The sequence below is a fragment of the Saccharothrix sp. CCNWYY140 genome (assembly GCF_037401995.1).
Lineage (GTDB): Bacteria > Actinomycetota > Actinomycetes > Mycobacteriales > Pseudonocardiaceae > Actinosynnema.
This window is the reverse complement of record NZ_JBBEGC010000043.1, coordinates 40,526-59,211: the sequence shown is the minus strand read 5'-3', so window position 1 is coordinate 59,211 and position 18,686 is coordinate 40,526. Positions and strand designations below refer to the sequence as shown.

11 protein-coding genes are annotated in these 18,686 nt (G+C 72.8%); 3 read left to right on the top strand and 8 right to left on the bottom strand.

Translation table 11 applies throughout. The features are described from left to right. The first annotated feature begins 201 nt into the window (after positions 1-201). Both WBN91_RS20340 and WBN91_RS20335 read left to right on the top strand, forming a co-directional pair. Entirely contained in the window at positions 202-882 is a 681-nt protein-coding gene (locus tag WBN91_RS20340) for an aspartate/glutamate racemase family protein (protein ID WP_337725812.1), read from the top strand. A gap of 77 nt (positions 883-959) precedes the next feature. Next, a complete protein-coding gene (locus WBN91_RS20335) occupies positions 960-1,565 on the top strand; it encodes a hypothetical protein (protein ID WP_337725811.1) in 606 nt (201 codons plus the stop codon). 43 nt (positions 1,566-1,608) lie between these two features. On the opposite strand, the gene WBN91_RS20330 is transcribed toward WBN91_RS20335, so the two are convergent. Next, on the bottom strand, positions 1,609-4,824 hold the full coding sequence (locus WBN91_RS20330; RefSeq protein ID WP_337725810.1) for a S8 family serine peptidase: 3,216 nt from the start codon (positions 4,822-4,824) through the stop codon (positions 1,609-1,611). Positions 4,825-4,901: 77 nt separating this feature from the next. Next, positions 4,902-5,630 (bottom strand): SDR family oxidoreductase, encoded by a 729-nt coding sequence (locus tag WBN91_RS20325; RefSeq protein ID WP_337725809.1) that lies wholly within the window; start codon positions 5,628-5,630, stop codon positions 4,902-4,904. Between the two features lie 107 nt (positions 5,631-5,737). Between WBN91_RS20325 and WBN91_RS20320 the strand changes: the two genes are divergently transcribed. After that, positions 5,738-6,544, top strand: a complete 807-nt coding sequence (locus WBN91_RS20320; RefSeq protein WP_443217759.1) for an ABC transporter permease — start codon at positions 5,738-5,740, stop codon at positions 6,542-6,544. Here WBN91_RS20320 and WBN91_RS20315 read toward each other — a convergent pair. From WBN91_RS20315 to WBN91_RS20290, 6 genes are read right to left on the bottom strand one after another with little or no spacing between them, the layout of a single operon-like run. Continuing rightward, the gene (locus WBN91_RS20315; RefSeq protein ID WP_337725808.1) at positions 6,527-7,663 is read right to left on the bottom strand and encodes a glycosyltransferase; all 1,137 of its coding nucleotides are present in this window, start codon (positions 7,661-7,663) and stop codon (positions 6,527-6,529) included. The genes WBN91_RS20320 and WBN91_RS20315 overlap by 18 nt on opposite strands. Next, on the bottom strand, positions 7,660-8,463 hold the full coding sequence (locus tag WBN91_RS20310; protein ID WP_337725807.1) for an alpha/beta fold hydrolase: 804 nt from the start codon (positions 8,461-8,463) through the stop codon (positions 7,660-7,662). The genes WBN91_RS20315 and WBN91_RS20310 overlap by 4 nt, the downstream gene beginning before the upstream one ends. After that, entirely contained in the window at positions 8,464-8,739 is a 276-nt protein-coding gene (locus WBN91_RS20305) for an acyl carrier protein (RefSeq protein ID WP_337725806.1), read from the bottom strand. It abuts the gene before it with no gap. After that, complete coding sequence (locus WBN91_RS20300; protein ID WP_337725805.1) at positions 8,736-11,045, bottom strand: acyltransferase domain-containing protein; 2,310 nt, start codon at positions 11,043-11,045, stop codon at positions 8,736-8,738. Before WBN91_RS20300 ends, WBN91_RS20305 begins: the two co-directional genes overlap by 4 nt. Continuing rightward, positions 11,042-17,773 carry an SDR family oxidoreductase gene (locus WBN91_RS20295; RefSeq protein WP_337725804.1) on the bottom strand — a complete coding sequence of 2,244 codons (6,732 nt, stop codon included), beginning with the start codon at positions 17,771-17,773 and terminating at the stop codon, positions 11,042-11,044. Before WBN91_RS20295 ends, WBN91_RS20300 begins: the two co-directional genes overlap by 4 nt. After that, positions 17,773-18,567, bottom strand: coding sequence for an SDR family oxidoreductase (locus tag WBN91_RS20290; RefSeq protein ID WP_337725803.1), 795 nt, complete (start codon positions 18,565-18,567; stop codon positions 17,773-17,775). Before WBN91_RS20290 ends, WBN91_RS20295 begins: the two co-directional genes overlap by 1 nt. Positions 18,568-18,686 lie beyond the last annotated feature (119 nt).

Genomic DNA, 18,686 nt, shown 5'->3' with positions numbered 1-18,686 from the left:
GGCTTCGCCCAGGCCGGACGGGGAAAGAAACCGAGGCCCTTCCCGTGGTCGCTGCCGCTTGGCTTGCGCCTTCGGCGTTACCGCCCTTCGGGCGAAAAGCGGTGCGGGCGGTGATGAGGGGGTGCAGCGGGCTTGCGGCTGGCGGGGAGGGCGGGGGGAATCTGGTTGCTCGGAGGGCGGGGGGCGGTCAGAGTGGGGTGTATGCGGACCATCGGGATGATCGGCGGTATGAGTTGGGAGTCGTCGGCGGAGTATTACCGGCTGCTCAATGAGGAGACTCGGCGGCGGCTTGGTGGGCATCACTGTGCGCCTAGTCTTCTGCTGACCGTCGACTTCGCTGAGATCGAGCAGTTGCAGCGGACCGGGCAGTGGGAGCGGGCTGGGGTGTTGCTTGCTGAGGCTGCTCGGACGTTGGAGGGGGCGGGGGCCGAGCTGGTGGTGTTGTGTACCAACACCATGCATAAGGTTGCATCTGCCGTGGCGGGGGCGGTGCGGGTGCCGTTTCTGCATATTGTGGATGCGACTGCCGAGCGGCTCACCAGTCGCAAGATCGGGCTGTTGGGCACTCGGTTCACGATGGAGCAGGACTTTTACCGGGACCGGATGGCCGAGCACGGCATTGACGTGATCGTGCCCGATGAACCCGACCGGACCCTTGTGCACGACGTGATCTACCAGGAACTGACCCGCAACCGCATCGAGCCCGCGTCCCGGGAGCGCTACCGCGAGGTGATGGCCCGGCTGGTGGCGCGTGGGGCGGAGGCGGTGGTGCTGGGGTGTACGGAGATCACGTTGCTGGTCGACCAATCGGACTGCACGGTGCCGTTGGTGGACTCGACTCGCAGCCATGTCGAAGCGGCTGTGGATATGGCGCTGGCATAGGGGCGGTGGACGACGAGAGTGGGGGCGGGCGGGCGTTTCGCTCGGCCTTTGTGCGATCGGTGCGGCACAGTGGAGGCATGGACCTCACGCCACGCGGACTGTTCGACCTGGCCCGTTCGACCGTGGAGACGGCCGTCTCCGTGCCGGGCCGTGTGCTTGGCCTGTTGGAGGCGGCGGAGCAGGTGGTGCGGCGGGCCGATGACCTGGTCACACGTACCGAGCGCGTGCTGGACGACACCGAAGCCCTCGTGGACCGGGCCGGTGCGGCGGTTGGTGGGACGGAGGCCCTCATGGCTCGGGCCGAAGCAGTGACCAAGGCTGCCGAGCACATCACGGCGGACGCGGGCCTCACCGCTCGGACGTCCCGTGAGCTGGTGGAGAACTACGCGCCGCTGGCCCAGCGTGCCCACCCGTTGGCCGCCAGGTTCGTCGACGAGTTGTCGCCGCACGAGGTGGACGCGGCGATCGAGTTGGTCGACCAGTTGCCGGTTCTGACCAAGCACCTGTTGGAGGACGTTCTGCCGATACTGTCCACTCTGGACCGGGTTGGGCCGGACATCCACCAGCTTTTGGAAGTCACGAACGATGTTCGCCAGGCGATCTTGGGGATTCCGGGCTTCGCGTTTCTCCGCCGGCGGGGCGAGGACAAGGAAGACCGGCCCGAGATCGCACAAGTCGACTGAAACGGGCGCTGCGCGTGCAAGAGCGCGCGCAGCGCCCGTGGAGCTACTTCAGGCCGTAGGCGCGGATGATGGTTTGCTCGAAAGCGTTGCCGTCACCGTCGTGTGCTTTGGCCTTGAGCGACACGAACTTCGCCCCAGCGGGGTGGTGGACGAGTGCCAACCACCGCTTGCCGATGCGGGTCAGTGGCGCGGGGCGCCAGGTCTTGCCGTCGTCGTAGGAGACCTGGACCTCGGTGGTCTGCACGCCGTCCGTCGAGGCGCCGCCGTTGCGCTGGGCGTACACCGGGATCGCCAACGGAGCGCCGGCGCGGGCTCGGTTGTGGTCGTCGAGCAGAGGGGCGAAGCGGACCACGAACAAGGGCAGCGGGGTCGGGTCGCCGGGGACGTGGGCCGAGCCGAACGTCCACTTCGCGCTGATGTCGGTGGACAGCTCGGCCACCTCCGACCTGCTGGCCTGCACGGTGAGCTCGTACTTCCCCGGCTCGGCGGGCACGTTGGCCGTGCCGGCTCCATCGGAGGCGATGCCGCCGATCCGCACGCCGTCCTTGAACAGCTCCGTGTACGCCTTGGTCGTCGTGGAGTAGCCGTACCGCGCATCGCCCTGGTCGGTGTACATGGGGATGTCGAAGTTCATCACGTCACCCTTGCGACCGGCCCACCGGTCGGGAAGGTCGGTAGCAGGCAGGGCTGGGCCGAAGACAGCCGCGTTCCACCGCTCGGTCCGTGTCGTGCCGGCCTCGAACGTCCGTCCCCGTGCGGTGAGGAGGGTCGTCTCGCGGTAGCCCTCCTCCATCCGCATCTGCGAGAACGACGTCGACCACGTGGCGTCGGGCGAGTAGTACTCGGTCACCCGCAACGGCATCGGGCCGCCCGCCAGGTAGTCCCGGTAGCCCATCTTGCCGGGGGCCTGCGCCGCGTTCACGGTGTCCACGCGGGCCAGGTCGCGGTCGGCGAACGCGCGGTGCAGGTCCTGCGGCACGCCGCCGTCGTGGGTCCAGAACAGGTTGTACTGGTAGGGGCTGCCGACGAACCCGCCCGCGCCGTCCGGCTCGGCCATCCGCGCCATGACGGCGTACCGGGCCGACCCGGGCGACGACGTGGTCGACGGCACCCACAGCCTGCGGTCGAAGTCCTCGCTGAAGTCGCCGATGTTCGTCCCGCCCCAGGCCGCGCGGACCTGGAGGAGCATCTCGGTGTAGCCGACCCGGGCGTTCGGCCGCTCGACGGCGGCGGAGTTGCGCTTGCCCTGGCGGGCGTCGAGGGGCAGGTGCAGGTCCCGGTCCACGACGAACGCGGGCTCGCCGAAGGTGGTGTTCCACCACTGGCCGTCGATCTGGGTGGGCAGGCTCGCGGAGAAGAAGTACCGGCCCTTGGGCACGCGGCGGACGGTCTCGACGGCGTCGTAGCCGCTGTACCTGATCGGCTGCTCCAGGTCCGCGAAGCGGTTGTAGAAGTACGCCGCCGGCTGTCCACTGTGGTCGATCGCGGTGAGCTTGACGTCGTAGCTCTCCACCTCCTTGGTGAATACCAGCGGCGTGCGCAGTTCGACACCGTCGCCGGCGGCGAGCACGGTGCCGCTGTAATCGCCGTCCGGCGCGTCCAGGGAGGTGGTGGTCGTGATGGTGACCTCGGCCCGGCCACCCGCCGGGACCGTCACCTCGGCCGGTGACGCGGTGACCACGCCCGCGGGGGCCGGCGTGCCGCCCGGTCCGCGGACGTCCGCGCTGACGCGCAGGGTCGCCGGGGTGGCGCCGTCGTTGGTGTAGGTGACGGTCCGGGTGAGGGGCGCGTCGTCGTGGTGCGGCCAGCGGGCGGTGCCGATGTCGAGGCTGCTCGGGGACGCCGTGGTGGACTGGCGGGAGGCACGGGCGACGTCGAGCCGGCCGCTGCCCTGGTGGTGCGCGCTCACGCCGGGCGCGGGCTCGGCGCTGCCGGTCAGGGCCGCCTTGAGCCGGTCGGCCGTCCAGTCGGGGTGCTGCCCGGCCAGGACCGCCGCCGCGCCCGCCACGTGCGGTGCGGCCATCGACGTGCCGGACAGGGCGACGTGACCGTCGCCCGCCGGGGTGCCGATGGTGCCGTTGCGCGCCTTGGCCGCGACGATGTCCACGCCGGGCGCGGTGAGGTCGGGCTTGAGCGCGCCGCCGCCGAGGCGCGGGCCGCGCGAGGAGAACTCGGCGAGCGCGTCGTCCCGGTCCACCGCGCCCACGGTCAGCGCCGCGTCCGCCGCCCCGGGGCTGCCGATGGTGCCCGCCCCCGGACCGGAGTTGCCCGCCGACACGACGAACAGCGTGCCGGTCTCGGCGGTGAGGCGGTTGACCGCCTGGGAGAGCGGGTCGGTGCCGTCGCTGGGCCGGGAGGACCCGAGGCTCATGTTCACCACGTCCGCGCCCGCCGCGACGGCCCACTCCATGCCCGCGATGGCCTCGGACTCCTTGCCCCAGCCGGTGTCGTCGAGCACCTTGCCGTTGAGCAGCTTCGCGTCCGGGGCGACGCCCTGGTAGCGGCCGGCCCCGGTGATGGTCGCGGCGACGTGCGTGCCGTGCCCGACGTGGTCGTCGGTGTTGTCGCTCGCGACGAAGACCGCCGAGTCCACGACGGCGTCGGCGAGGTCGGGGTGGGTGACGTCGATGCCGGTGTCCAGCACGGCGACCTTCGTGCCCGCCCCGGTGTGCCCGGCCCGCCACGCCTCGGGCGCCCCGATCTGCGGCACGCTGCGGTCGAGGCTCGCCCGCACCGGCGCGTCCAGCCACACCTTGCCCGTGCTCGCGGACGACCAGAACGGCAGCTTCTTGTCGGCTTCGACCGCCACGCCCCGCACGCTGGCCAGCGCCTGACCGCCGGCGATCCGCGCGGTGTCACCGGTGACGATCAGCGGCGTCTTGTCGGTCCGGGCGTCGTCGTAGCCGTCGCGGATCAGCGCGCCCACGTCGAACAGCCGGGGGTCGAGCCGGTCGGCGGCGAGGTCGGCGACGACGTCGTCCGGGACCACGTGGGTGCTGCCGTCGTGGTCGGTGCTCACCGCGAACCCGACCCCCTGCCGACCGGCCCCCGGCACCACGGACACCCGCCCGTCGCGCACGACGACCCGGTCGCCGGTCACCAACGTGACCTCCCCGTCGGCCCCGCGCGCTAACCCGGCACCCAGCGGCGACAGCCCGCCCTCCGGCGCACCCGTCGCTCCCGGTGCGGAGACGACCGCTCCCACGACTCCGCCGACGGCCAGCGCGACCGCCCACAACCGCCTTGATCTGCGGCTCATGCACACTCCCCAGCAGGTGACGCCCAACAGGTCGCCACTACAAGGTCACGAACCGCCGTTTTGTTGCTTTCCGCAGGTCAGAGCACCCGCCGCAGCACGCCCAGCGGCGCGTGCCGGATCACCGGGGCCAGCACCCGCCACGGCCACGCGGGCACCAGGGCGTACGGCACCTCCCGTTCGATCGCCCGCACCATCGCCCGCACACCGACCACCGCGTCCACCATGAACGGCGCCCGCAGCCGCGCGTTCATCTCCGTCCGGATGTACCCCGGCAGGATGGCGCTGACCCGGATCGCCGTGCCGAGCGTGTCCGCGCGGATCCCTTCGGCCAGCGCCGACACCCCGGCCTTCGTGGCCGAATAGGTCGTGGCGGACCGGGGCAGCCCGCGCAACGCGCTCACCGACGAGATGAAGACCAGGTGACCGTGGCCCTGCCGGTAGAAGATCTCCATCGCCGCCTCGGCCTGCGCCAGCGCCGCCACGAAGTTGGTCTCCGCCGTGCGCCGGTTGGCCGCGAAGCCGCCGGTCCCGATCGGCCGCCCGTGGCCGATGCCCGCGTTGACCACCACCCGGTCCAGCGTGCCGAACTCCGCGGCGAACTCACCGAACACCCGGAACACGGCGTCGTGGTCGGTCACGTCCAGCGGCCGGACGGACGCCGTCCCGGGCAGGTCCGACCGCAGCCGTTCCAGCTCCTCGACCCGCCGGGCGCACAGCGCGAGCGTCCGGCCCATCGCCGAGAACTGGCGGGCCATCTCCGCACCGAGTCCGGCGCTGGCACCGGTGATCAGGATCGTGTTGCGCACAACGCAAGCGTACCAACGGGTTTCTTGTGCGCAGCCAACGAAAAGGCGGCCGTCAATCAACCAAAAGACCGGAGAAACGACCGCCGTCCACTCAGTACAGTCGACCAGTGGGCAGACACCGGATGTGCTGGCGCGGCAACGGAATTCCCACGCAGGTGCGGGTCCTCACCGGCCGCTCGCTGCGCGCCGCGTTCGCCGACCCGAGGCTGGTCTTCTTCGGCCTGCTGCAACCGGTCGTGATGCTCCTGCTGTTCAGCCAGGTCTTCGACGCGGTCGGCGCGCTGCCCGCGCTCCGCGCCTACGACGGGTACGTGAACTACCTGCTGCCCGCGACCTTGGTCAACATCGCGCTCACCACCGCGGTCGGCACGGGCGTCGGCGTGCTGACCGAGATCTACTCCGGTTTCGCGGCACGCCTGCGTGCCCTGCCCGTGCACCCGTTGTCCCCCTTGGTAGCCCGCACGGTCGCCGACGCCGTCCGGCTGACCGCGCAACTGCTGGTGGCGACGCTCGCGGCCGTGCCGCTGCTCGGGTTCCGCCCGCACGGCGTCGGAGGTCTGGTGGCCGCCCTGGCGGTGACGGTGGCGCTGGGGTGGGCGGCGTCCTGGCTGTTCCTGGCGCTGGCGACCTGGCGGGGCAGGCCGGAGACGCTCCAGGCGGTGTCGTTCGTGGTGATGTTCCCGCTGATGTTCGGCTCCAGCGCGTACGTGCCCGTGGAGGCCATGCCCGGGTGGCTGCGGGCGTTCTCCGAGGTCAACCCGGTGACGTATGCGGTGGACGCGGCCCGTGCGCTGGCGTTGGGCCACCCGGCCGCCGGTCCCACGGCCGCCGCCCTGGGCACGGACGCACTCCTGGCGACTCTCGGTGGCCTGATGGCGGCCCGGAACGTCCGGCGCTCACGCGGACAGCAGTGACTCCAGGTGGTCGGCCGCCTCACGAGCGCCGCCGGCACGCTGGAACGACTCCCGCACCCGCTCGGCGCCGGCCCAGTAGGAAGGCTCGCGCAGCACGGTGTCCACGGCCTCCCCGATGTGCGCGGCCGTGGCGCGGTTGAACCGCAGCCGGATGCCCGCGCCGGCCGCCACCACCTGGTCGGCGACGATCGGCTGGTCGTCCCGGATCGGCGCGACCACCAGCGGCACGCCCTGCGCCAGCGACTCGCACACCGTGTTGTGCCCGGCGTGGCACACCACGAGACTGGCCCGCTCCAGCAACGCCAACTGCGGAACTTCCTCGCGCACCAACACGTTCGGCGGCACGTCCCCGCGCAACTCGCCACCGCGGTCCACCACGACGGCCTGCAACCACGGCCGCGCGCGCATGGCCTCGACGCACCCGCGCAGGAACCGCGACCCCGTGCTGACCGTGCCGAGGCTGACGAACACCAAGGGGCACAACGGGTCCAGCCAGTCCCACGGGAAGTGCACCAGCCCCGACCGTCCGCCGCGCACCGGGCCGACGAGGTGCACCGGCTCCCCCACGTCCCCGGCCAACAACCCGCTGGTGAACCCGATGACCAGGTGCGGCGAGAACCGCGGGTCGGTCACGCCGGGCACGCCGATCGCCGTGCGCACCCGCGCCACCTGCTCGGAAAGCCACCCTCGCACCGCGGGCAACCCGGCCAGCGGGTCGGTGAACTCGGCGGACGTCGTCGCCGCCGTCGCCCACGGCAACCCCTCCCGCTCGGCCACGAACGCGCCTGCAAACGCTTGCTGGTCCACCACCAGCACGTCCGGGTGCGCCGTCCCCACCGCCCGCGCGACCCCCGGCGCCATCGTGACCGCCAGCGGCACCAGCACCTGCTCCCAGAGGAACCGCATCGCGGCGAACCCGCGCAGCGACTCGGGTCGGGGCGGCAGCGGCGCCGGGTCGCACGGGTGGATCGCCGCGTCGGCCGGCAGCAGCCGCGCCAGCAGCCGCTCGTCACCGGTCCACGCCACCGGGTGGCCGCGGCGGCGCAACTCGTCCGCCACGCCGATCACCGGGTTGACGTGCCCGACGAACGGCGGCACGACGAACAGGAACCCGCTCACGCCGCCCTACGCTCCCCGTCGTGCTCGGCGACCCAGTCCAGCACCAGCTCGCGGACCGTGCGGTGCCGTTCCACCAGCACCGAGTGGTTCTGGCCCTCGATCACGACCGTGCGGCAGTTCGGCAGCGCGTCCTGCACGGCGGTCAGGTCGTCCTGCTGGAACCCTTCACTGCCCACAATGGACAGAACAGGGCACCGGATTCCTTGGAGGTCGAGCGCTGTCAGCAACGGCCCGGCCGGCACCTCCTCGACGATCGAGGTGGACCGGATGATGCCGTGCGCGGCGCGGGCCAGCTTGGCGTGGTGGTTGCCGAAGGTCTCGGCCAGCCACCGGAGGTTCTCCTCCTTGCCCATCTCGTCCACCACGTTGGTCAGCGTGCGGCCCATCTTGTCCGCCCACGGCTCGGTCGCGGGCTCCGCCTCGATGGACACGATGCTGCGCACCCGGTGCGGGTGGGCGGCGGCGAAGCTGAACGCGATGGTGCCGCCGAAGCTGTTGCCCACCAGGTGCACCGGTTGGTCCACGCCCAGGCCGTCGAGCAGCGCGGCCAGGTCGGACACGAAGTCCTTGAGCGTGTACCCGGTGGCGGGGCGCTCGGTGCGGCCGTGGGCGCGCAGGTCGTAGGTGAGCACGTCGATGCCCGCCTCGGCCAGCGGCGCGGCCAACGTCAGGTAGAAGCTGGCCAGGCTGTCGTACCCGAGGCCGTGCACGCACACCGCCAGCGGCGGCGCGCCGACCGGGTTCTTCGCGGGCATCCGCTGGTAGTGCGTGCGCAGCCCGTTGACGTCGAGGAGGGCCACCTAGGCCACCCGCGCGATCACGAAGTCGGCCAGGTCGCCCACGGTCAGCGCGATGACCCGGTCGATGTCCAGCTCCGCCAGGTGGGCGGCCAGGTTGACGTGCTCGCCGTAGTGCTCGACCAGCAGCGAGCCCAGCGTCACCAGGTCGATGCTCTCCAGGCCGAGGTCGTCGTGGAAGCTCGTCTCGCGGGTGATCTCCACGTCGTCGAGCCCGTACTGGTCGAGCACCCGGACCAGCATCGAGCGCAGCTCGTCCAGGACGGTGGTCGTGGTCATGCGATGTCCTTCCCCTGCTGTTGAACGACCTCGATCTCCGGCTCGCCGACGACCCGGGCGCACGCGCTCCACGCGACCGCGGCGGCGGCCGAGCGCAGGACGGTGACCTCCAGCGGTGGCAGCACGAGCCCGTGCAGGCCGTGGGCGGTGAACCGGTCGCCGTCCTGGCGGACGCGGACCTCGGCGGGGAACAGCGGCGGTGCGCCGTCCCGCCACAGCGCGCCCCGCACGGCGTCCTTGACCGCGATGCGGGTGGCCAGCCAGTCGCGGCGCCGGGTCGGCGGGCACCGGTCGTACTCCGCCCGTTCGGCCGCGCCGCAGTACTTGTGGAGGTAGAACTCGCGGGAGGCCAGGCTCCACCTGTCCACGGCGAGCCACCAGCCGTCGGCGGTGGGGCGGGACAGGGTGCTGGTCTCGGGGAACCGGTGCACCGCGCCGCCGTCCGCGCCGCCGTCGAAGCGGTGGTCGGTCCAGCCGGTGATGGCGATGACGACCTCGCCGTCGCGGATCACCTGGGCGTCGGCGCGGACGGTGTCCTCGGTCACCGCGGTGACCCGGATCGTGCAGTCCACTGTGGACCCGACGGGCGGCTCCGGCGCGTGCCAGCGGAGGTGGTCGATGCCCTTGGGGAACGCGATCCAGCGCTCCGGGTGCCGTTCCACCAGCCAGTGGCCGAGGAGCTGGCCGACGTTGTCCAGCAGGGCTCCGGGCGCGCCGGGGACCGTGATGCGGCCCCGGATCGAGCGTTCGCCGATGGCCACCGTGCGGGTCAGGCCGCGGTAGCTCGGGCCGTGGAACAGCCAGCGCTCGTCGTAGAGCCGGTGCGCGGGCAGGACCGGGTCGTGTTCGTCGTGCGGGAGGTTCCAGGGGCGTGGTGCCGGCGGGTGGCGGTGGGCCGTGGTGACGGCGGCGTCGGCGTAGTCGCCGAGCTTCGCTCGACCGTCTTTCGCGGACAGTGGAACGCGGTGGCCGGGTGCGGCGACCAGCCAGCGGTGGAAGCGGACGTCCCGCAAGTCGGTGACGACCCGGCCGGGTGCGGCCCGTCCCGCCGCCTCGACCAGGTGCGCGATCATGGTCGTGGCGGGCATGACGGGCCGCAGGTCCGATTCGTCCGGCCAGCCGGGGCGCTGGTGGGCGAAGCAGTGGTCGAGCAGGTGCGGCATCGCGGCGGTGGACACCTCGACCTTCTGCCGCGCGGCCAGGACCGCCGCGACCGCCGCTTCGGCCTCGGCCAGCACGGCCCGGAACTCCGCCAGTGCGCCTCGCGGTTCTGGCGCCGGGTCGAGCGCGCTGAAGTCCGGGTCGCCGCCCTCGACCCACAGGGCGGTCGCGACCCTCCGCAGCTGCTCGATCCCCGAGCGGTGCGGCGAGTTGCCGGCGACGGCCAGGTGGTCGCGGTCGCGCAGGGTGTCGGAGACCAGGGAGGTCAGGGTGCCGGGACCGGCCTGGACGAACGTGCGGAACCCCTCGTCGTGCAGGGTGCGCAGCAGGGTCGCGAAGCGGACCGGTTCGAGCAGGTGGCGGCGGCACAGCTCGCGGATCGCGGGTTCGTCCGGCGGGAACGGGCGGGCGGTGGTGGCCGACCAGACCGGGGTGTGCGCGGGGTGCAGCGGCAGCTTCGGGATGGGGAACTGCTCCAGGTACGGCTCCAGCATCGGGGTGTGGAAGCCGGAGCGGAAGGGCAGGACCTGGCAGATCACGGCCTTGCGGCGGTAGTGCTCGGCCAACTCGGCGATCTCGTCGGCCGGCCCGCACACCACCGTCTGGTTGGCCGAGTTCTCGTGCGAGACCACGACGTTCGGCCACGGCAGTTCGACCTTGTCGAGCGGACAGCCCAGGACCGCGAATTCGAGGCCGGGGACGCGCAGGGCGTCGAGGTCGGTGCGCCACAGCAGGTCTTGCAGCTCGGCGGGGTCGAACAGGCCGCCGGAGACCATCGCACTCCACTCGCCGACACTGTGCCCGGCGACGGCGTCGGGCCGGATGCCGGTGCGGCGCAGCGCTTCGTCGACGATCGTGTTGGCGGTCAGGACGGCCGCCGCGTGCCGGCCGACGGTGTCCGTGCCGAGGGACAGCGGGTGGTCGACCAGGTCCTCGACGCGGGGCGCGAAGTCGGCTTCCAGCCCGGGGAACAGGAAGACGACCTTGCCGCGCAACGGTTCGGGACTGAACCAGATGTCATCCCGCCCCCGCCACGGCCGCCCCTTGCGAGCCACCTTCTCGGCACGCTGGAGCCTTTCGGGCGTGGGGTTGACGACACCGAGCCGCCCGGTGGCACCGTACTCGCGCAGGACGACCCCGGTCATGACCACTCCGAGGCGGTGAGAACGACCGCACCCGTGGTGCCGTCACGCAACTCGTCGAGTAGCGCGGCCACCCCGGCGGCCGGGTCGATCACCGCGATGCCGCGTTCGGCGTACGCGCGGGCGAGTTCTTCGGTCACCATGCCTGTTCCCGGTGCCCACGGTCCCCAGTGGACGGTCAGTGCGCGGTTGGGGCTGAGGGCTTGGTTCAGGGCTTGGCTCAGGGCTTCGAGGGCGTCGTTGGCGGCGGCGTAGTCGGTTTGGCCCTGGTTGCCGGTGGCGGCGGAGATGCTGCCGAAGAAGACCGTGAAGCGGGGTGGGGTGGGGAGGTCGCGGAGCTCTTCGAGGAGCGCTTTCGCGCCTTCGACCTTGGTGGCGTGGACCCGGGCGAAGGAGTCGGGGTCTTTGTCGACGGCCAGCCGGTCCTCGATCACGCCGGCCGCGTAGATGACGCCGTCGAGGCGGCCGTGTTCGGCGTGGACTTCCTTGACCAGGCGGCGGAGGGCGGCGGTGTCGCGGACGTCGAGTTGGTGGTAGGTGGCGCGGGGGCCGAGGTGGGCGAGGGTGGCGGCGACTTCCCGGGCGGCCAGGACGCGCCGGGCTTCGCGGTCGACTTGCTGGGGTGGGAGGTTCTGGCCGGCGAAGTGGGCGCGCAGTGCGTGCAGGTCACCCTGGGGCGGGCCGCCCTGGGGCGGGCCGCCCTGGGGCGGGCTGCTCTGGGACGGGCTGCTCTGGGACGGGCTGCTCTGGGACGGGTCGCCTTGGGCTTCGTCTCCGGTGGCGGGGGCGGTGCGGCCGGCCAGGACGAGCCGGCAGCCAAGCGCCTTGGCCACCTCCGCCGTGATGCCCCGCGCACCCCCGATGACCAGGACCACGGCATCACGCTCGACCACCGGCACCCGCGCGTCCCGCCATGCGCTGTCGTCTCGGTCTCGGCGGGTCAGGTGGAGGGTGTGCCGGGTGTCGTCGGCGATGATCACCGGTTCGTCGCGTGGGATCGCGGCTTCGTCGGCGGCGGTTCGGGCGATGGTGTCGAGGTCGGCGGTCGGGGGGAGTTCGACCAGGCGGCAGGTTGTGTCCGGGTGCTCGCGGTGGAGGGAGCGGAAGAAGCCGCGCAGGCCGTCGTGCGTCCGGCCCGGGGTGATGGCCAGGATGCGCCCCGCACGTCCCAGCACCGACCGGAACAGGTCGAAGGTGGTGGGCAGGACAGGCTCGTCCTCGTAGGCGTGCAGGGAGATCAGCCCATCCACCCGATCAAGCCCGCCCACCCGATCAAGCCCGCCCACCTGGCCAAGCCCGCCCACCTGGCCAAGCCCGCCCACCTGGCCAAGCCCGCCCGCCTGGCCAAGCCGGCCCGCCTGGTCGAGCCCGTCCACCCTCCCCCGCCCGCTCACCACGACCGCCACCGCACCCCGCGCCGACAACTGCCCGGCGACCTCCTCGGCCAACTCGGCCGGACCACCCGCGACGACGACGTGCACACCGACCAGCGCGGTCATCGCCGCCTCGGCAGGCACGGGAACCGACACGAACTCATACCGCCCCGGGGCCGCCACGATCGCCCCCCGCGCTGGTAGACGACCGGTCAACTTGTCGGCGGCGGCCACGGCGGCTGGTAGATGACCGGTCAACTTCTCTGCGGCGGGCACGGTGGTTGGTAGACGACCGGTCAACTTCTCGGCCGCGGCCACCGCAGTTGGTAGATGACCGGTCAACTTGAGGTCCGTGGGTAGTTGACCGGTCGGCTGGTGGGGTGGGGCGAGGGCTTCGGCCATCGCGGCGGCGGTGCGGGACTTCACCACGGAGGTCAGGCGGTCGCGGGCGTCCAGGTGGCCGGTCAGCTCGGTCGCGATCTCGGTGCGCTTGATGGAGTCGATGCTGAGGTCGGCTTCGAGGTCCAGGTCGGGGTCGATGAGGTCGGTCGGGTAGCCGGTGCGGTGGGCGATCACCTCGACGACCGTCGTCAGGATGTCGCCGCCACCGGGAGCAGGGGGAAGAGGAGTGCCGTCGGAAGTGGGGTTGCCAGAGCCGGCAGGAGTGGGGGTGGGGCTGTTGGCGCTGGTGGGTGTGGGGTCTGGCTGCCTGGTCAGAGGCTCGGAGGCGGTTGGCGCGGAAACAATCGGGTGGGTGTCTGTGGCGGGTGGTGTGCCTAGGTAGGAGAGCATCACGTCTCGTTGCACGGCTACGAACTCGCGGCTGGTGCGGAGGAAGTCCTCGACCAACGCTTCCCGGTCCGGAACCGCTGGCACCGCCGTCAAAGGCACGCGGCGGGCCGGGGCCAGGCCACCGGGCACCACCGCACCATCCGCCGTGCGCACGGTCTGCCCGTCCACCAGCCAACCCGGCGTCCGAGGCGCCGCCATCCCGGACACGTCCCGCGCACCCCGCCCCCCGAACAACCACTCCGCCCGCACCGGCACCCCGGCCACGGCCAACCTCGCCACCGCGTGCAACAACCCGACCAGACCCGGCCGCTCCTCCAACGCCACCACGGTGTGCGGCCGATCGGCCAAGACCTCCCGCACCAGACCGCTCAACACCGTCCCCGGCCCAGCCTCCACGAACACCCGAGCCCCAGCCTCGTACATCGCGCGCACCTGCTCCACGAACCGCACCGGAGCACCGATCTGAGCCGCCAACTCCCCCCGCACATCCGCCCCATACGGCACCGCCCCGCGATTAGTCCACACAGGACGGTCCGGCACGCCGATCCGACAACCAGCCAACACCGAAGCGAAAGCACCCCCAGCCGAAGCCACCACAGGACTGTGGAACGCACAAGCCACCGGAATGCGCTTCCCAGCGATCCCCGCCGCCCGCAACGCCGCCAAAGCCCCGTCGACGTCCCGCCCCGACACGACCACCTGCCGAGGCGCGTTGTGGTTGGCCACGACGACATCCACCCCGGCCGACGACAGCACCTCCTCGACCGCCGCCACCGACCCGCTCACGGCGGCCATCCCGCCGGGGTCCTCCCCCGCCGCCGCCACCACGGCCGACGCCCGTGCCGCGCTCACCTCCAGCAACGTCGCCGCGTCGAACGCGCCCGCCGCCGCCAGGGCCACCAGCTCGCCATAGCTGTGTCCGCCGAACATGTCCGCCTCGACCCCGAGCCTCCGCAGCAGCTCGTGCGCGGCCAACCCGACCGCACCCAGAGCAGGCTGCGCGACCCGGGTGTCCCGCACGCGGGCGGCGGCATCGCGCACGTCCCCAGGCGAGAACAGAGCCGGCGGGAACACCGAAGACGGTGCCATCCGCGCGAAGCGTTGCAGCTCCGGGAAAGCGACGAACAGCTCCGACAACATCCCCGGCCGCTGACTCCCCTGTCCGGGGAACAACACGGCCACCTTCCCGCCTACCCCACCCCGGTACACGCCCTCGACCTCACGGCCCTCTAGCGCCGCCCGGAGCAACTCGACCAACTCAGTCACCGAAGAGGTGACCACAGCGACAGCCACCGGACCAGCCGACAACCCAGCGACACCCGACGACAACGCGGTGAAAGCCAAGTCGCGCAAGGACCATGACCCCGTCTCCGCCAACGCCAGCACCCGAGCGACATCCCGATCCGACCCGAACAGGAACAACTCGGCAGGCCACCGCGTCATCCCGTGCCGCACAGCCGCCGCCGAGGGATGACCGCCCAACACCACGTGGAAGTTCGTCCCCCCGAACCCGAACGCGCTCACCCCCGCCACCCGCGACCCCGCAGGCGAAAGCCACGGCGACGCCACTCGGTGGAACACGAACGGTGACCGGTCCGGTAGCCAGGCCGCGTTGGGCGACTCCACGAACAGCGTCGGTGGCCGCACCCCGGCGAACACCGCCAGCGCCGACTTGATCAACCCCGCCAGCCCGGCCGCGCACTTGGTGTGCCCGATCTGCGACTTCACCGACCCCAGCGCGCACGACCCGGGCGCCGCCCCGGCCTCGGCGAACACCTCGGTCAACGTCGCCAACTCGGTCCGGTCCCCCACGACCGTCCCGGTCCCGTGCGCCTCGACCAACCCCACCGCAGCAGGCGAGATCCCGGCCGACGTGTAAGCCCGCTCCAACGCCCGCCGCTGCCCGTCGGCGCGCGGCGCGGTCAAGCCGAGCGCACGCCCGTCGGACGCGCTGCCGACACCGCGGATCACGGCGTACACCCGGTCGCCGTCCCGCTCGGCGTCGGCCAGTCGCTTGAGCACCACGCACGCCACGCCCTCGCCCAGCGCGATGCCGTCCGCGGACGAGTCGAACGTCCGGCACCGCCCGGTCGGCGACAGCGCTCCGACCGACGCGAACAGCAGGTAGTCGTCGATGGCGTTGTGCAGGTCCGCGCCGCCGGCCAACACCAGGTCGCTCGACCCGCTGACCAGCTCCTTGCACGCCACGTCCACCGCCGCCAGCGACGACGCGCACGCCGCGTCCACGGTGAAGTTCGCCCCGCCCAGGTCGAGGCGGTTCGCGATGCGCCCGGCGATCACGTTGGCCAGCCGCCCAGGGAAGGAGTCCTCGGTCAACGCGGGCAGCTGCGCGGCCAGCCCGTCCGGCACACCGTCCACATAGGACGGCAGGACCATCCGCAACGTCGTCGCGTTGGACAGGTCGCTGCCCGCCTCCGCCCCGAACACCACGCCGGCCCGCGACCGGTCGAACCCGCCGGACCCGTACCCGGCGTCGGTCAGCGCCCGTTGCGCGACCTCCAACGCCAGCAGCTGCGCCGGTTCGATCGCCGCCAGGGACGCCGGCGGGATCCCGTACTTCAGTGGGTCGAACGGCACCTCCGGCAGGAACCCGCCCCACTTGGACGGCGTCCGGTCCGCGCCCTCGCCGAAATAGGTCGCCGGGTCCCAGCGCCGCGACGGCACCTCGCCCACCGAGTCGACGCCGCCGACCACGTTGGCCCAGAAAGTCTCCAGGTCCGGCGCGCCCGGGAACACGCACGCCATGCCCACGACCGCCACGTCCACCGGCCCGCCGCGCCGCTGCGGCCGGTCGGTCAGCCCCAGCTCGTGCCGCACCCGCTCGGCCCGTGCCGCCCGGAACCGCTCCGCGTCGACCGTCACGGACGCGTGCAGCGCGGCCACCGTGGTCACCGAGGACCGCAGCACCGCGACCTGCCCGGCCATGTACAGCCCCGACGCCACCTGCTCGTCGACGGACACCGCCTCCAGCGCGGACCCGTTGCGCCGCAACCCCTTGCTGGCCACCCGCAGCCGCCCGGCGTTGAGCCGTTCCAGCTCCGCCCACGCCTCCCGGTCCCCGGACAGGCGCGCCGCGACCGCCCGGAACTCCGCGGTGTACGGGCTGGGCACGCACCGCGTGACGTGGCCGGGCGCGGTCTCCAGCAGCTCGGTGGCCGACGCCGACACGACCTGCCGCTGGAACTCCGGCAGCACCGCGCCGCACGCCACGGCCTCGGCCGTGAACAGGTAGGAGGTGCCCATCAGCACGCCCACCCCGACCCCGCGCCGCGCCAGCGGTTCGGCCATCGCGGCCACCATCGCCGCCGACCGCTCGTCGTGCACGCCGCCCGCGAACAGCACCTGCACCCCGTCGGACCCGGAGTCCAGGAACTCCTCCAGGACCGCGATCTGCGCCTCCCACAACGGGAAGCTGCCCTGAGGCCCGACGTGCCCGCCGCACTCCGACCCCTCGAACACGAACCGCCGCGCGCCCGCCGCCAGGAACCCGCTCAGCAGGTCCGGCGAGGGCACGTGCAGGAACGCGGCGACGCCCAGCGCCTCCAACGACGCTGCCTGGTCCGGCAGCCCGCCGGAGATGATCGCGGCGGGCGGGCGCAGCTCGCGGATCACCTCCAGTTGCGCGGCCCGCACGGCGTCGTCGGCGAACCCGAGCACCCCGACGCCCCACGGCCGGTCCCCCAGCACGTCCCGGGTGCGGGTCATCATGTCCCGGGTCGTCTCCCCGGAGGCCAGGGCCAGCGCCAGGAACGGCAGCCCGCCCTCCCGCGCCACCGCCTCCGCGAACGCCGGCTGGTCGCTGACCCGCGTCATCGGCCCCTGCGCGACCGGCAACCCCACGCCCAACGCGGTCGCGAGCAGGGACCCGCGCCCCAGCACCGGCCGCAGGTCCGCGCGCACCGCTTCCTCCACCGCCGACCGCACGGCCCGCACGAGCCGGGGCACGCTGCCGTAGCGAGCCGCGAACCGTGGCGCGAGGAAACCCGAGACGGACGCCGAGGACTCCGGCAGCCCGGTCAACTCCGCGTCCAGCACCACCCCGGCCGCGCCGCCGACGACGGCCGCGGCGGCGGTGCGCGGCCCGATGCCGCCCCGCGCCCACACCGGCACGCCCAGTTCGGCGGCCCCGAGGAGCTGCTGGAGCAGGACGAACGTGCTCAACGGCCCGTCGTCGCCGCACGCCACCACGCCGTCCGCGCCGGTATCCAGCGCCTCCCGCAGCGACGTCACCTCGGCCAACACGAAGTGCCGGTTGGGGATGTCGGCGACCTGCCACGGCGTGCCCAGGCCCAGCAGCACGACGTCCAGCCGCGCCGCGCGCTCGCCGAGCAGGTCGAGCACCTCGTCCACGGTCAGCGCGCACCCGGCGGGCACCCGCACGCCGAACGACACCCCGGTCGGCACCTGCGCGAGGGCGTCGCGCGTGCGGTGGTCGCCCGCGCCGAGGTCGAGCACGCCCAACCCGCCCGCGCCGCTGACCGCCGCGCACAGCCCGGCGTCCGGACCGGTGGTGACGCCGATGACCAGTTCGTCCCGCGTGCCCATCACGCCTCCTCCTCGACCGGTCCCCGGGAAGCGACCCACGCGTCCGGGTCGGCTGCCTTGCGGGCGTGCAACTCGCCGACCTCGGGGTGCGGCAGGATCAGGAACCGCTCGTCCGCCAGCCCCTCCAGCGCGGCCTCCGCCACCTCCTCGGCGGTCAGCAGGGGCGCGTAGTCCAGCACCGCCCGCGCCGCCGGGTGGCCCGCCGCCACGCCGGGCATCAGCAGGTCGGTGCGCACCCCGAGCGGGCACAGCGCGGACACCCGCACGCCCAGGTGCCCGTAGGTGAACGCCAGCCACTCCGCGAGCCCGACCGCCGCGTGCTTGGTCACCGAGTACGGCGCGTCGCCGGGCAGCCCGAGCAGCCCCACGGCGGACGCGGTGATCAGCAGGTGCCCGGAGTGCCGGCGCGCCATGCCGGGCAGCACCGCCTGCGCCAGGTACACGTGGGCCATCACGTTCACCGCCCACGACCGCGCCCAGTCCTGGTCGCCCGCGTGCACGCCCGCCCCCGTCGCCACGCCGGCGTTGGAGCACACCACGTCCAGCGGCCCGAACTCCCGCTCGGCGAGAGCCACCAGCGCCCGGGACTGGTCCTTGTCGCCGACGTCCGCGCACACGTCCACCGCGTCCACGCCCAGCGACCGCACCCGCGCGGCCACCCGCCCGGCGGCGGCGCCGTCGAGGTCGGCGACCACGAGCCCGCGCGGCCCCTCGGCCGCGAAGCGCACCGCCATCGCCGCGCCGATCCCGCGTCCCGCACCCGTGACGAGCACGGCCCTGCCCCGGATTTCCATGCCGCCTCACAGGTGTTCTCCACGCCGACCGCGCCGAAGTTATGGGCGCTCGCGCGAAGGGGTCAAGGTCGGCTGGAAAATTCACCGCATCACGAGTGTTACGCGCCGGATTCTTGTCA